The 13,393-nt window shown below is 72.0% G+C and carries 10 protein-coding genes; 4 read left to right on the forward strand and 6 right to left on the reverse strand.

The features are described 5' to 3' along the window. The first annotated feature begins 56 nt into the window (after nucleotides 1–56). The 4 genes from ACQKQD_RS21690 to ACQKQD_RS21705 all read left to right on the forward strand — a co-directional run bounded on the left by ACQKQD_RS21690 (nucleotide 57) and on the right by ACQKQD_RS21705 (nucleotide 4,667). Nucleotides 57–821, forward strand: coding sequence for an HpcH/HpaI aldolase family protein (locus ACQKQD_RS21690; RefSeq protein WP_056523353.1), 765 nt, complete (start codon nucleotides 57–59; stop codon nucleotides 819–821). Nucleotides 822–843: 22 nt separating this feature from the next. Further along, on the forward strand, nucleotides 844–1,731 hold the full coding sequence (locus ACQKQD_RS21695; RefSeq protein ID WP_056523355.1) for a 2-hydroxy-3-oxopropionate reductase: 888 nt from the start codon (nucleotides 844–846) through the stop codon (nucleotides 1,729–1,731). 44 nt (nucleotides 1,732–1,775) lie between these two features. Next, complete coding sequence (garD, locus tag ACQKQD_RS21700; protein WP_427509523.1) at nucleotides 1,776–3,377, forward strand: galactarate dehydratase; 1,602 nt, start codon at nucleotides 1,776–1,778, stop codon at nucleotides 3,375–3,377. 93 nt (nucleotides 3,378–3,470) lie between these two features. Then, a complete protein-coding gene (locus ACQKQD_RS21705) occupies nucleotides 3,471–4,667 on the forward strand; it encodes a PepSY-associated TM helix domain-containing protein (RefSeq protein WP_427509524.1) in 1,197 nt (398 codons plus the stop codon). A 55-nt stretch (nucleotides 4,668–4,722) separates the two neighbouring features. On the opposite strand, the gene ACQKQD_RS21710 is transcribed toward ACQKQD_RS21705, so the two are convergent. The 6 genes from ACQKQD_RS21710 to ACQKQD_RS21735 all read right to left on the reverse strand — a co-directional run bounded on the left by ACQKQD_RS21710 (nucleotide 4,723) and on the right by ACQKQD_RS21735 (nucleotide 13,187). After that, on the reverse strand, nucleotides 4,723–6,903 hold the full coding sequence (locus ACQKQD_RS21710) for a TonB-dependent siderophore receptor (protein ID WP_427509525.1): 2,181 nt from the start codon (nucleotides 6,901–6,903) through the stop codon (nucleotides 4,723–4,725). A 436-nt stretch (nucleotides 6,904–7,339) separates the two neighbouring features. After that, nucleotides 7,340–7,978 (reverse strand): TetR/AcrR family transcriptional regulator, encoded by a 639-nt coding sequence (locus ACQKQD_RS21715; RefSeq protein ID WP_427509526.1) that lies wholly within the window; start codon nucleotides 7,976–7,978, stop codon nucleotides 7,340–7,342. Beyond that, nucleotides 7,975–8,274 carry a hypothetical protein gene (locus ACQKQD_RS21720; protein ID WP_020093189.1) on the reverse strand — a complete coding sequence of 100 codons (300 nt, stop codon included), beginning with the start codon at nucleotides 8,272–8,274 and terminating at the stop codon, nucleotides 7,975–7,977. The genes ACQKQD_RS21715 and ACQKQD_RS21720 overlap by 4 nt, the downstream gene beginning before the upstream one ends. A 403-nt stretch (nucleotides 8,275–8,677) precedes the next feature. Then, complete coding sequence (locus tag ACQKQD_RS21725) at nucleotides 8,678–10,528, reverse strand: NADPH-dependent assimilatory sulfite reductase hemoprotein subunit (RefSeq protein ID WP_091978246.1); 1,851 nt, start codon at nucleotides 10,526–10,528, stop codon at nucleotides 8,678–8,680. Between the two features lie 262 nt (nucleotides 10,529–10,790). After that, nucleotides 10,791–12,560, reverse strand: coding sequence for a diflavin oxidoreductase (locus ACQKQD_RS21730; protein WP_427509527.1), 1,770 nt, complete (start codon nucleotides 12,558–12,560; stop codon nucleotides 10,791–10,793). 111 nt (nucleotides 12,561–12,671) lie between these two features. Beyond that, entirely contained in the window at nucleotides 12,672–13,187 is a 516-nt protein-coding gene (locus tag ACQKQD_RS21735) for an Lrp/AsnC family transcriptional regulator (protein WP_010686224.1), read from the reverse strand. Between the last annotated feature and the right edge of the window lie 206 nt (nucleotides 13,188–13,393).

Raw genomic sequence — 13,393 nt, forward strand, 5'->3', positions numbered from 1 at the left:
GCGCGTGATGGGGCGGACGGCGCGCAGACGCCGCGACGCCCCCAGGGAGGATCGTGATGGACAACCTCACCAACCGCTTCAAGGCGGCCCTCGCCGAGGGGCGCCAGCAGATCGGCCTGTGGTGCAGCCTCGCCAGTCCCATCTCCACCGAGGTGGTCGCCGGGGCCGGGTTCGACTGGCTGCTCCTCGACATGGAGCACTCGGCCAACGACCTCCGGGACATCTACGCCCAGCTCCAGGCGATGATGGAGGGCGACACGCACCCGATGGTGCGGGTGCCGAGCGACGACCCGATCACCATCAAGCGGATCCTCGACGCCGGCGCCCAGTCGCTGATGATCCCCAACATCGACGACGCCGCGCAGGCCGCCCGCGTGGTCGCGGCGACGCGCTACGCGCCCCGCGGCATCCGCGGCTTCTCGCAGGCGCCCCGCGCCGCCCGGTTCGGCCGGATCAAGGACTACCACACCCGCTGCGAGGCCGAGATCTTCGTGGCGGTGCAGGTCGAGTCCCGCCGCGCCCTCGACAATCTGGACGCGATCGCCGCGGTGGAGGGCGTGGACGGCGTGTTCATCGGGCCCGGCGACCTCTCCACCAGCCTCGGCTATGTCGGCCAGCAGGGCCACCCGGAGGTGGTCGCCACCATCGAGGCGGCGGTCGCCCGGATCGTCCGGGCCGGCAAGCAGGCCGGCATCCTCACGCCGAGCGAGGAGCTGGCCCGCCGCTACATCGCGGCCGGCACCCGCTTCACCGCGGTGGGCTCCGACATGGGGCTCCTCGCCCGCAGCTCCGAGGCGCTCGCCGCCCGCTTCCGCGCCTGAGCTCCGCAACGGGATCGTACCCATGAACATCGGATTCATCGGCCTCGGCATCATGGGCACGCCCATGGCCGGACACCTGATCGCGGCGGGCCACAGCCTGTTCCTCAAGTCCCGGCGCAGCGTGCCCGAGGCCCTGCTCGCGGCGGGCGGCACCGCCTGCGCCACCGCCGCCGAGGTGGCCGAGCGCGCAGACACGATCATCCTGATGCTGCCCGACACCCCGGACGTGGAGCAGGTCCTGTTCGGCGCGGGCGGCGTCGCCGAGGGGCTGTCGCCCGGCAAGACCGTGATCGACATGAGCTCGATCGCGCCGCTGGCCACCAAGGATTTCGCCGCCCGGATCGCCGAGCGGGGCGGCGCCTATCTCGACGCGCCGGTCTCCGGCGGCGAGGTCGGGGCCAAGAACGCCGCGCTCTCGATCATGGTCGGCGGCGAGGCCGAGACCTTCGCGCGCGCCGAGCCCCTGTTCGCCGCGATGGGCAAGACGGTGACGCATGTCGGCCCGGTCGGCTCGGGGCAGGTCGCCAAGGTCGCCAACCAGATCATCGTCGCCCTGACCATCGAGGCGGTGGCCGAGGGGCTGCTCTTCGCCTCGAAGGCCGGCGCCGATCCCGCCAAGGTGCGGCAGGCGATCACCGGCGGGCTGGCCACCTCGCGGATCCTGGAGCTGCACGGCGCGCGGATGATCGAGCGGACCTTCGATCCCGGCTTCCGCATCGGCCTGCACCAGAAGGACCTGAACCTCGCCCTGGACAACGCCCGGACGCTCGGCCTCAGCCTGCCCGCCACGGCGCTGGCGCAGCAGCTGTTCTCGGCCTGCGTGGCCCAGGGCGGCGCGGCCTGGGACCACTCCGCCATGGTGAAGGCCCTGGAGGCCCTGGCGAACCACGCGGTCGGCGACGCCGCCTGATCCCGACAGGAGCCCGGACGGGCGCGAGACGGAAGGAGCATCCGATGCAGGCCGAGATCGAAGCCCCGACCCGCCCGCACCCGGCAGGCGTGGGGGCCGGACGGGCCGCAGGGGCCGCCGGCGACGTGCCGCGCACGATCCGCCTGAGCGACAGCGACAACGTCGCGATCGTGGTCAACGCCTTCGGGCTGCCGGCCGGCACGGTCTTCCCGGACGGGCTGGAACTCGTCGAGTTCGTGCCGCAGGGCCACAAGGTGGCGCTCACCGACATCCCGGAGGGCGGCGAGGTCCGCCGCTACGGCGAGGTGGTGGGCATCGCCACGCAACCGATCCCGCGGGGCGCCTGGGTGGAGGAATCCCGCGTCGCGACGCCGGTCGCCCCCGCCCTCGACGCCCTGGAGATGGCCACCCGCGTGCCGGCCCCCCTGCCCCCGCTCGAGGGCTACACCTTCGAGGGCTACCGCAACCCGGACGGGTCGGTGGGTACCAAGAACATCCTGGCGATCTCGATCAGCGTGCAGTGCGTCGCCGGCACCCTCGACGTGGCGATCCGGCGGATCAAGCAGGAGCTGCTGCCGCGCTTCCCCAACGTCGACGACGTGGTCGGCCTGACCCACGCCTACGGCTGCGGCGTCGCCATCAACGCCCCCGAGGCGGTGGTGCCGATCCGGACGCTCCAGAGCCTCGCGCAGAACCCGAATTTCGGCGGCGAGGTCATGGTCGTCGGCCTCGGCTGCGAGAAGCTCGTCTCGGAGCGGCTCCTGCCCGACAGCGGCGCGGCCGGCGACGGGGTGGTGCGGCTGCAGGACGAGCGCCACCGCGGCTTCTCGGCCATGATCGACAGCATCCTGACCATGGCGGAGGCACGCCTGGAGGTGCTGAACCGCCGGACCCGCGAGACCTGCCCGGCCTCCGACCTGGTCGTCGGCCTGCAATGCGGCGGCAGCGACGCGTTCTCGGGCGTCACCGCCAACCCGGCGCTCGGCTTCGCGGCCGACCTGCTGGTCCGCTGCGGCGCCACCGTGATGTTCTCCGAGGTGACGGAGGTGCGCGACGCGATCCACCTCCTCACCCCCCGGGCGAAGAGCCCGGAGGTCGCCGCGGCGCTGGTCCGCGAGATGGCGTGGTACGACGCCTACCTCGCCAAGGGCGAGGCCGACCGCCGGGCCAACCCGTCGCCGGGCAACAAGAAGGGCGGGCTCAACAACATCGTCGAGAAGGCGCTGGGCTCGGTCGCCAAGTCCGGCACGAGCGCGATATCCGGGGTCCTGGCGCCGGGCGAGCGCGTCCGCGAGAGGGGCCTGATCTTCGCTGCGACCCCGGCGAGCGACTTCGTCTGCGGCACGCTGCAACTCGCCTCGGGCATCACCCTGCAGGTGTTCTCCACCGGCCGCGGCACGCCCTACGGCCTCAGTCAGGCGCCGGTGATCAAGGTCGCCACCCGCACGGAGCTGGCCGAGCGCTGGTCCGACCTGATCGACCTCGATGCCGGCCGCATCGCCACCGGCGCGGCGACGATCGAGGAGGTCGGCTGGGAGCTGTTCCACCTGATCCTCGACGTCGCGAGCGGGCGCAAGCGCCCCTGGTCGGACCGGTGGGGGCTGTTCAACGACCTGACCCTGTTCAACCCCGCGCCGATCACCTGAGACTCACCGGCGGGACGGCCGGACGGTCGGGCGGGGCATGCGTCCCGCCGCGTCGTCAGCGTGGCCGGACTCTGCTAGGCAGCCGGCACCGCCATGACGCTGCCGATTCCCTCCCTCCGGACCCTGCTCTTCCGCCTGCACTGGGCGCTCGGCCTCACCGCCGGCCTCGTCCTCGCCCTGATGGGCCTGACCGGGGCGCTGATGAGCTACGAGGAGGCGGTCACCGCCTTCGCCAACCGCGACCGGCTCGAGGTCGCGCCCGCCGGGCGGACGGCGCTGCCCCCCGCGGCGCTGGCGGCGCGGATCGACGCGCAGGCGGGCGGCCGCGTCGCCAACGTGCTGACCCTGTCGGACGACCCGCGCGCGAGCGTCCACGTCCGCTTCGCCCGCGATCCCGAGACCCGCGCGCGGCCGCCCGCCGCCTACGCCGACCCCTACGACGGCGCGCTGCTCGGCCCGGTGCGGCTGGAGGGCGCCTTCACGACGGTGCGGGACCTGCACCGCTGGCTGCTGCTGCCCGGCGGGTCCAAGGGCTGGGGCCGCACCGTGACGGGCGCCTGCACCCTGGCGCTGCTGGCCTTCCTGGCGACCGGCCTCTACCTGCGCTGGCCCCGGATCCACCGCTGGCGGATCTGGCTGAAGCCGGCCCTGTCGCGGCCCGGCCGGCCGCGCTGGTGGTCGCTGCACGCCGTGGTCGGGACCTGGCTCCTGCCGGTCTACCTAGTCATCGCGCTGAGCGGCCTGACGTGGTCCTACCCGTGGTTCAAGGACGGCGCGACGCGGCTGCTCGTGGGCGCCCCCGACGCCGCGAAGCCGGCCGGCCGCAGGGCCGCCGGAAAACCGGCCGATCCCGCCGCCGACGGCGCGGCCGTCGACCGCGCCTGGGCGGATTTCCGCGCGCGGACCGGCGCGGAGGCCGGGACGGCGGTCCTGACTTTGCCGGGCGCCGACACGAAGGCGATCCGCATCCGCTGGCTGCCGAAGGGCGTCGACGCGCCGAGCGCCCGCAACGAGATCCGCTACGATCCCGCCACGGGCGCGCTGCTGGCCTCCGAGCGGGCCGCCGACGCGCCGCTGGGCCGGCACCTCCTGGACAACGTCCTGGAGGTGCATCGCGGCCGCTTCTTCGGCGACCTCGTCGCGCTGCTGTTCTGCCTCGCGGCGCTGGCCATGCCGGGCTTCGCGGCGACCGGCCTGACGCTCTACGTCCTGCGCCGCCGCGCCGGCGCCCGGCGCAGGACCGTCGCGGCCGGGGCGCCGGCGGGCGCCGTCCGCACGGCGAGCCCCTGACGGCGGCCTCCGGCGGGGCGACGGGCCCGGCCGCTCGGGCGATGCGGCCCGCCCGTCAGAGCCGGGCGGTGATCGTCGCCAGCACCGTGAACGGCGCCCCGGGGGTGTTGTTGGTCGCGTTGGTCGGCGCCTCGATGTAGCGCGCGTTCGTCAGGTTGCGCATGTTCACCGACAGGCGCCAGTGGGCGTCGAAATCGTAGTACACGAGCGCGTCGAGCCGGTTGTAGGCGCCCACGGTGAAGCTGTTGTCGAGGTCGCCGTAGCGTCGGCCGACATGGGTGACGCCGAAGCCGAGCCCGAGCCCGCGCAGCGGGCCGTCCTGGAAGGCGTAGGTCGTCCACAGGCTGCCGCTGAACACCGGCACGCCGGTGAGCCGGTTGCCGACCGCGAAGGTCGTGTCCTTGGTGATCCGCGCGTCGATCAGGCCGACACTGCCGATGATGCTCCAGCCGGGCAGGATCTCGCCGGCCAGATCGGCCTCGACACCCCGCGACCGCTGCTGGCCGGTGATGACCGAGAAGGTGGGATTGCGCGGGTCGGTGGCCGCGACGTTGTCCCGGACGATCTGGAAGGCGGCCACGCTCAGGGTCAGGCCGGGCGTGAGATCGACCCGGGTGCCGGCCTCGACCTGCTCGCCCGTGCTGGGCGGGGGGCTCGCCACGTTCAGCACGCTGGCGGTCTGCGGCAGGAACGACGTGGCGTAGCTCGCGTAGAAGGTCAGCGGCTCGAACGGCCGGTAGATCAGCCCGACCCGCGGCGAGGCGCCGAACAGGGTCTGCTCGGGCGGCTGGGTCCGCGAGGCCGGCTGGCGGTTGAAATAGTACTGGCTGCCGAGATCGAACCGGGCGCCGACGACGAGCTGCAAGCCCGGCGCCAGCACGATCTGGTCCTGGACGTAGAGCCCGAACACTTCCAGCTTCTGCTTCAGGTCGGCCTGGAACTGGAGCGGCTGGAAGGCCGCGCCGAACATCGGGTTGAGGAAGCTGACCGGGGCGAGGTTGCCCTGCTGGGAGAAGGCGTGGCGGAAGCCGTTCGAGTACTCGAACCCGAGGAGCGCCGTATGCGCGAAGCCGAAGGTGTCGAACTTCATCACGGCCTCGGTCTGGCTGTCGACCGCGGCGAAGCGCGAGTTGACCGTGGCTTCGCGCCGGCTCAGCAGCGTGCCGGCATTGTTGACCGATAGGGCACGGGCGGCGAACACGTCGAACGTGCCCCATTGCCCGGCGATGACCTGCCGGAGCGTCAGGTTCTCGTTGACGTCGTGCTCAGCCCGCATGGTGATCGTGTTGAACGCGCCGAAGTAGCGCGAGGACGGCTCACCGTAGAACCGGCCGATGTTGTCGAGCGGGACGCGGCCGCGGAAGGCCACCAGCCCCTCGTCGTACTGGGTGTGCTGGTTGGTGAATTCCGAGTTCACGTAGACCCGGGTGTCGGCACTCGGCGTCCAGCTGAAGGCCGGCGCCACGAAGACGCGCCGGTTCGTGTCGCCGCCGTAATTGCGGAAGGTCGGATCCTCCTGGGCGGCGAAGCTGAGACGCGCGGCGAGGCCCTCGACGGCGGGCAGCGCGCTCGACACGGAGCCCTGGAACCTCCGGAAGCCGAAGCTGCCGCCCTGCACGCTCGCGTCGGCCGTGGGCTCGAAGGTGGGCCGGCGGGTCACGATGTTGATGACGCCGCCGGGATCGCCCCGGCCGAACAGCACCGAGGCCGGGCCCTTGATCACCTCGACGCGCTCGGCGTCCACGAGGTCCCGTGTGACCGGGTAGAAGTTGATGGCCGGATCGACCAGCACGCCGTCGACGGCGAAGACCTGCGTGGAGAAGCCGCGGATCAGGTAGTTCTGCGACCGGCCCTGCACCGTGCTGCCCAGGACCACGTTGCTGACGTTGGTCACGGCATCGGTGAGCCGCAGATCCTGCTGGTCGGTGATCACCGAGCGGGACACGACGTTGATCGATTGCGGCGAGTCGCGCACCGGCGTGTCGGTGCGCGTGGCTGTCGCCGAGCGCGTCGCCCGGTAGCCCCCGACGGGACCGTCGGCCCGCTCGCTGGCCGGGCCCGTGCCCGCAACGCTGAGTTCGGAGAGCACGACCTCGTCGGCGGCCGGGTCGGATTGCGCGCGGATCTCCGTCGGCGCGAGCAGGAGGAGCGACGTCGCGAGTCCGGTGCTGCAGATATTCAGGCGCGACCGGAAGTATTTGATGCGATCGACGGCGTCGATCCGGGCGGCGTGCATGATTTAAAATCGTTCTCAAGAGCGGCGTATCGACGCGGTGCGGTGTTTCTAGAGTGCAAACGCCGTCGTTTCTCAACGCCGATCGGGAAAGCCGCGGGTGACGCGCGCATCCTCTGCCCGGATGTGGCGCGGAAGGCACGCTTTGAGGGGCAATGCTTTGAAATCATTCAAAGCTGCCAACTACAGAGTGTGTAATGCGTGGCTTTCGCAACCGGCTGAATCCCGGGCCGCGGGCCGACTCACGCCGTCGCGTCTGTCAGGGGACCGGGCGTGATCGCGCGGGATCGCCCGGGAGAACGGCCGGCCGGCCCGCGCGAGGGGGGAAACGCGGACCGGCCGGCGTACCGCGCGCCGTGTCCGACGCGCGATCGTCGATGGCGGTTCGACCGGCGCGCCGCCGGTGCGTCCCGGGGGCGCGGCGGCCGCGGTGCCGGGATCAGCGGCCGGCGTGTCGGCCCGCGTGCGCCGGGGCCGGCAGGCGACCGTCGAGCCCGGCGTCGAGGAGCGCGTGGAGCTGGGCGATCGCCGCGGCGACGTCGTAGCCGGGCAGCGCGGCCCGGCCGACGACGATCCCCTTCATCAGCGGCGCGAGCAGGGCGTAGAGGCCGGCCGGATCGCATCCCGGCGCGGTGGCGAGCGCCGCCAGGGTCGCCACGAACCAGTCGCGGCTCTCCGCCTCGGTCCGCGCCGTCATGGCGGCGATGTCCGGGTTGCGGGTCGATTCCGACCAGATCTCCACCCGCAGGGTCGCGGCCTCGCGGGTGATCGACGCGAAGTAGCGGGCGATGATGCCCAGCAACGTCCCGCGCGGATCGCCGCTGCCCTCCATCTCGGCGACCAGGAGCGTGCCGCGCTCGCGCTCGCGCTCCACCAGCCCGAGGACCAGGGCCTCCTTGGATTCGAAGTAGCGGTAGAAGTTGCCCGGACTCATCGCGGCCTCGCGGGCGAGGTCCTGCATGGTGGTGCGATGGAAGCCGTTGCGCGCGAAGCAGGTCTCGGCGGCGTCGAGGATGTGCGCGCGCCGGGCGGACGGGTCGCCGCGGGCCTCCGCCCTCCTGTCCGCCGCGACGGTCACGATCCCGGCTGCGCCGTGACGGCGACCGGGGCGACGCGGCTCTGGTCCTTGCCCAGGCTGGCGACGGCGCAGGATTGCGGTCCCTGATGCAGGTCCGCGCAGATCCGGGCCTGCCAGCCGTCCGGGCCGGCGCCCGTCCAGTTGATCAGGGCCAGCCAGGCGAGGGCCAGGACGGCGCCGAAGGTCAAGTTGGCGGGGGTGCAGACGGCGCGGACGAGGGCGAGGGCGCCCGGGCCGCGGGCGCCGAAACGCTCGGCATCGAGATCGGACCAGCGGCCTTCGAGGGTGAGAGCCATCGCGCGCTCCTGTTTGCCCCACCCTTGTAATGAACGTTCATTCTCATGTCAATGAACGTTCATTCTCATCGGGGGTGAAGCGTCGCGACGGCGGCGCATCGCTGGGGCCGGGATATGCGAGGGCGGGGATCAACCGGGCGTGCCGGCGCGAGCGCGGCCGGGTCTCCGGCGGCGGTTCCGGTTTTCTCGGAACGACCGTCCGGATCCACGCATGGGCGGGGAGTTCCTCCGGGGCTCGGATCCCTCGCGCCGCGGCCCGGCCGCCCGGGATCGGCGCGCGGCTCCGGTCAGGGCGGGGCCGGGCCGCGACCCGCATTCCGCAACCCTGCCCGCGACCCTGCCGCCGCGGCCTCGCGGTCCCGGCGCGTCCGGAAGCGCCGTCCCGGACGCGCGCGGCCTTTCGTCAGCCGAGCGTGGCCGGCTTGAGGGCGCCAGTCCGCTCGTGGAAGTCCGGGCCGTTGGTGGTCCGCGCCACGTGGCCGGCGCGGATCAGGTAGTCGCCGAAATGCTCGCCCGGCTGCCGGCCCTTCGCGTAGTCGGCGAAGAGCGGGTCGAGGGTGTCGCGGATCTCGGAGGCCGCCACGTCCTCCCGGTAGAGCTTGCTGAGCCGCGAGCCGTCGTGGGCGGCGCCCAGGTAGAGGTGGTAGCGCTCGGGGCCGCGGCCGACGAGGCCGATCTCCGAGATGAACGGCCGGGCGCAGCCGTTCGGGCAGCCGGTGGAGCGGATCGTGATCTCCTCCTCGGCGAGCCCGTGGGACGCGAGGCTCTCCTCCAGCTCGGTCATCAGGTCCGGCAGGTAGCGCTCGCTCTCGGCGAGCGCGAGGCCGCAGGTCGGCAGGGCCACGCAGGCGATCGAGCTGCGCCGCAGCGCGCTCGCGCCCCGGGTCAGGCCGTACTCGTCGACCAGCGCGTCGATCTCCGCGCGCTTCTCGGCCGGGACATTGGCGATGATGACGTTCTGGTTGCCGGTGAGGCGGAAATCACCCTGATGCACCTCGGCGATGCGGCGCAGGCCCGAGAGGAACTGCGCGCCGCCCGCGATGTCCTTGATCCGGCCCGAGGGCACGTAGAGGGTCAGGTGGTGGCGGCCGTCGTCGCCCTCGACCCAGCCGTAGCGGTCGCCGTTGCCCGTGAAGGTGAAGGGCTTGGGCGCGCCGAGCTTCTTGCCGGCGCGCTTCTCGACCTCGGCCCGGAAGGCGTCGAGGCCGTAGCGCTCGATCGTGTACTTGAGCCGGGCGTTCTTGCGGTTCTTGCGGTTGCCCCAGTCGCGCTGGACGGTCATCACCGCCTCGGCGACCTTCAGGGCGTCCTCGGGCTTCACGAAGCCCATCACGTCGGCGGTGCGCGGGAAGGTGTCGGGCTCGCCGTGGGTCATGCCCATGCCGCCACCCACCGTCACGTTCCAGCCGGTGACCTGGTTCTTCTTGTCGAGGATCGCGATGAAGCCGAGGTCGTGGGCGAAGATGTCGACCTCGTTGGAGGGCGGCACCGCCACGACGGTCTTGAACTTCCGCGGCAGGTAGGTCCGGCCGTAGACCGGCTCGACCTCGGCCTCCTCCTCGCCGCCGACCACGCGCTCGCCGTCGAGCCAGATCTCCCGCCACGCGCTGGTCTTGGGCAGCAGCGAGTCGGAGATGTCCTTGGCGAGCTGGTAGGCGGCCTTGTGGGCGCCGGTCTGAGCGGGGTTCGTCGCCGCCATGACGTTGCGGTTGACGTCGCCGCAGGCCGCGATCGTGTCGAGCAGCGCGCCGTCGATGGCGGCCATCGTGCGCTTCAGGTTCGACTTGATCACGCCGTGGTACTGGAAGGTCTGGCGCGTGGTCGCGCGCAGCGCCCCGCCCGCGTAGGTCCGGGCGATGTCGTCGAGGATCAGCCACTGCTTCGGGGTGATGACGCCGCCGGCGATGCGCAGGCGGATCATGAAGCTGTAGGCCTTGTCGAGCTTCTTCTTGGTCCGCTCGGGGCGCAGGTCGCGGTCGTCCTGCAGGTACATCCCGTGGAACTTCACGAGCTGCCCGTCATCCTCCGAGATCGCCCCGGTGGCGTGCTTGAGGAGGCCGTCCGCCAGGGTGCCGCGGAGGTAGCCGCTGGCGATCTTGATGTGCTCGTTCGCCGCGAGCTTCTCCGCGCGCGCGGCCTCGGCGTCCGTGATCGGGCGCGTTGTCGGCGGGGTCTCGTAGACGCGCTTGGCCGGGGCGGTGGTCGGGCCGGGGGCCGGGGTCTCGGCGGCGTCGCGGGGGCTGTGGTCGTCCATGGGGTGAATCCGTCTGTCTGAACGCGTCTTCCTCCCCGATCGGGAGGTGGCGAGCGGAGCGAAGCCGGTGCAGGACTGGAACCGGATCCGCGACCCGCCCCCTCTCCCGTGCGGGAGCGGGTCGGCGTGAGGGGTGCGCCCTCTCCGGAAAGACCTGATCCCTCACCCTGTCCCTCTCCCGTCCGGGAGCGGGGACCTGCGTCCCGCCTGTCTCTGCCGCATCTCGTCGAAGGCCCCCCGCGGTGCGGGGAGCGGTGTGTCCTCAGTAAACGTCCTGCTGGTAGCGGTGGCTGCGCTCCAGCGCCGCGACCTGCGCCTCGGCTTCGGCGGCGCTGAGGCCCTTCGCGCTCTGGTACGCGCCCACCACGGCGGCGCGCACGTCCTTGGCCATGGCCTTGGCATCGCCGCAGACATAGAGATGCGCGCCCCCGTCCAGCCAGGAGACCAACTCCTGCGCGTGCTGGGTGATCCGGTCCTGAACGTAGACCTTCTCCGGCTGGTCCCGCGAGAAGGCCACGTCGATCTTCGTGAGCGACCCGTCCTCCAGGGCGTCCTGCCACTCGAGCTGGTACAGGAAGTCGTGGGTGAAGTGCCGGTCGCCGAAGAACAGCCACGAGCGCCCCGGGGCCTCCACGGCCCGGCGCTCCTGCACGAAGGCGCGGAACGGCGCGACGCCGGTGCCCGGCCCGACCATGATGATGTCGGTGGCCGGATCCTGCGGCAGGCGGAAGTGGCGGTTCGGCTTCAGCCGCACCCGCAGCTTGGCGCCGTCGCGGATCCGGTCAGCGACGTGGACCGAGGCGACGCCCGAGCGGGCGCGGCCGTGGGTCTCGTAGCGCACCGCCGCGATCGCGAGGTGGACCTCGTCGCCGACCTCCTGGCGGGAGGAGGCGATCGAGTAGGCCCGCGGCGGCAGCGGCCGGGTGATCGTATTCACGTGCTCGGCGGTGAGCTTCGCCGGGTAGGTCTCCAGCAGGTCGATCAGGTGGCGGCCCTCGATCCAGGCCTTGGCCTCGCCGCTGTCGATGAGCGTCTGCGCCTCCGCGTGGCCGGTCGCCTTCACGAAGCGCTCGATCGTGGCGGCCGAGAGCGTGGTGATGTCCCGCTCGGCGAGCAGCGCCCGGCGCAGGGCCTCGTCGCCGGAGAGCCCGGCGGCGTTCAGGATCTCGTCCACGAGCTGCGGGTCGTTCTCGGGGTAGATTTCCAGCGAATCGCCGGGCTCGTAGGCCGGCGCGCCGTCCTCGAAGGCGAGCGCGAGGTGGATCGTCTCCTTGTCGGAGCGCGAGGAGTTGAGGTTCACGTGCTCGACGACCTCGACCACGACGGGCTCGCGGCTCGGCTCGGCGTCGTCGTCCTCGCCGGCGCCGGCGCGGGCGAAGTCCACCGCCACGACGTTGTCGGGCTGCTCGGCCGGGGCGAGCGCCTTCAGCGCGCCCTTGATCCAGTCGGCGGCCGGCTTCTCGAAATCGAGGTCGAGGTCGGCCCGCTCGGCGGCGCGCTTGGCGCCGAGCGCCTCGAAGCGCGCGTCGAGCGCCTTCCCGATGGCGCAGAACTCCGCGTAGGACGTGTCGCCGAGCGACAGGACCGCGAACTCGACGCCGTCGAGGCGCGGGGCGCCCTCCCCCATCAGCTCGCCGTAGGCCCGCACGGCCCGGGCCGGCGGCTCGCCCTCGCCCCAGGTGGCCGCGATGGCGATCAGCTTGCCGGCCTTGGGCAGGGTCGCGACGTCGAGGTCGGCGAAGTCCACCACCTTCGGCTTGAAGCCCTGCTTGCGCGCGAGCTTGGCGACGTTGCCGGCGAGCGCCTCGGAGTTCCCCGATTCGCTGGCGTAGATCACCGTCAGCGGCGCGGCGGCCTTGGGCGGGGCGGCCGGCACCGCGGCCGGCTGGCCGCCCGCGGCGTCGAGGCCCGCCAGGAAGCCGGCGAGCCAGGCGCGCTGCGTGGGGCTCGCGGTGCCGAGCACCGCGTCGAGGCTGGCGCGCTCGCCGTCCCCGAACGGGGCGGTGCGCGGGAGGAGATTCTGGCGGGACATCACGGGACCATGTCGGGGCCGGCGCGGCCGGTGTCAATCGAGAAACGTTCGTTTTGCAGAACGGGCGGCGTATAGGACATCACGTTCGCTGCACTGCGAAAAAAGAGAATATCATTCTCCAACCACGGCGAGGACGGGGGCCGTCCCCGGCAGGTGCCGCCCGTTCTTCGGGGGCGCCGGCAGCGGCAGGGCCGTGGTGGATTTCACCTTCTCCATCGCGAAGCGGGAGGTGACGTTCTTGAGCGGCAGCACCGCGATGAGGTGCTTGTAGAAGCTGTCATAGGCCTGCATGTCGGCGACGACGACCCGCAGCATGTAGTCCACGTCGCCGGCCATCCGGTAGAACTCCAGCACCTCCGGCATGGCCGAGACGGTTGCGGCGAAGCGCTGCAGCCACTCCTGGGAATGGTCCGCGGTCTCGATGGAGACGAACACCGTCAGCCCGAGGCCCAGCTTCACCGGATCGAGCACCGCCACGCGCCGGTCGATGACCCCGTCGGCCTCCAGCTTCTGGATGCGCTTCCAGCACGGGGTCTGCGACAGGCCCACGCGCTCGCCGATCGCCGCGATGGAGAGTGTGGCGTCCGTCTGCAGCAGGGCGAGAATCTTCAGATCGATCGCGTCCAAAGCTGTCTCCGTGGGCTTCCGCCGCGCGCGGGGCGCGAGGGCATATACGTGTCTACCGGGACCGGTGAGAAGAATCTTTTACCTCGGGCCCATGCTGCCCGCGCCGGAAGCTGTGCGCAACCGCACGCCGAACCGCCGGTCCGACCCCGCCAAGCGCGCCGGGGCGCCTTGACTTCGTTCGGTATAGCGAACATTTCGACCGCTCG

The organism is Methylobacterium sp. NPDC080182 (assembly GCF_050281105.1).
Classification (GTDB): Bacteria; Pseudomonadota; Alphaproteobacteria; order Rhizobiales; family Beijerinckiaceae; genus Methylobacterium.

What these genes read in the sequence shown, in the direction of transcription:
- garD (WP_427509523.1), top strand. Translation starts at nt 1,776, where the DNA reads ATGCAGGCCGAGATCGAAGCCCCGACCCGCCCGCACCCGGCAGGCGTG.
- ACQKQD_RS21720 (WP_020093189.1), bottom strand. Translation starts at nt 8,274, where the DNA reads ATGGCTCTCACCCTCGAAGGCCGCTGGTCCGATCTCGATGCCGAGCGT.
- ACQKQD_RS21710 (WP_427509525.1), bottom strand. Translation starts at nt 6,903, where the DNA reads ATGCACGCCGCCCGGATCGACGCCGTCGATCGCATCAAATACTTCCGG.
- ACQKQD_RS21705 (WP_427509524.1), top strand. Translation starts at nt 3,471, where the DNA reads ATGACGCTGCCGATTCCCTCCCTCCGGACCCTGCTCTTCCGCCTGCAC.
- ACQKQD_RS21695 (WP_056523355.1), top strand. Translation starts at nt 844, where the DNA reads ATGAACATCGGATTCATCGGCCTCGGCATCATGGGCACGCCCATGGCC.
- ACQKQD_RS21690 (WP_056523353.1), top strand. Translation starts at nt 57, where the DNA reads ATGGACAACCTCACCAACCGCTTCAAGGCGGCCCTCGCCGAGGGGCGC.
- ACQKQD_RS21725 (WP_091978246.1), bottom strand. Translation starts at nt 10,528, where the DNA reads ATGGACGACCACAGCCCCCGCGACGCCGCCGAGACCCCGGCCCCCGGC.
- ACQKQD_RS21730 (WP_427509527.1), bottom strand. Translation starts at nt 12,560, where the DNA reads ATGTCCCGCCAGAATCTCCTCCCGCGCACCGCCCCGTTCGGGGACGGC.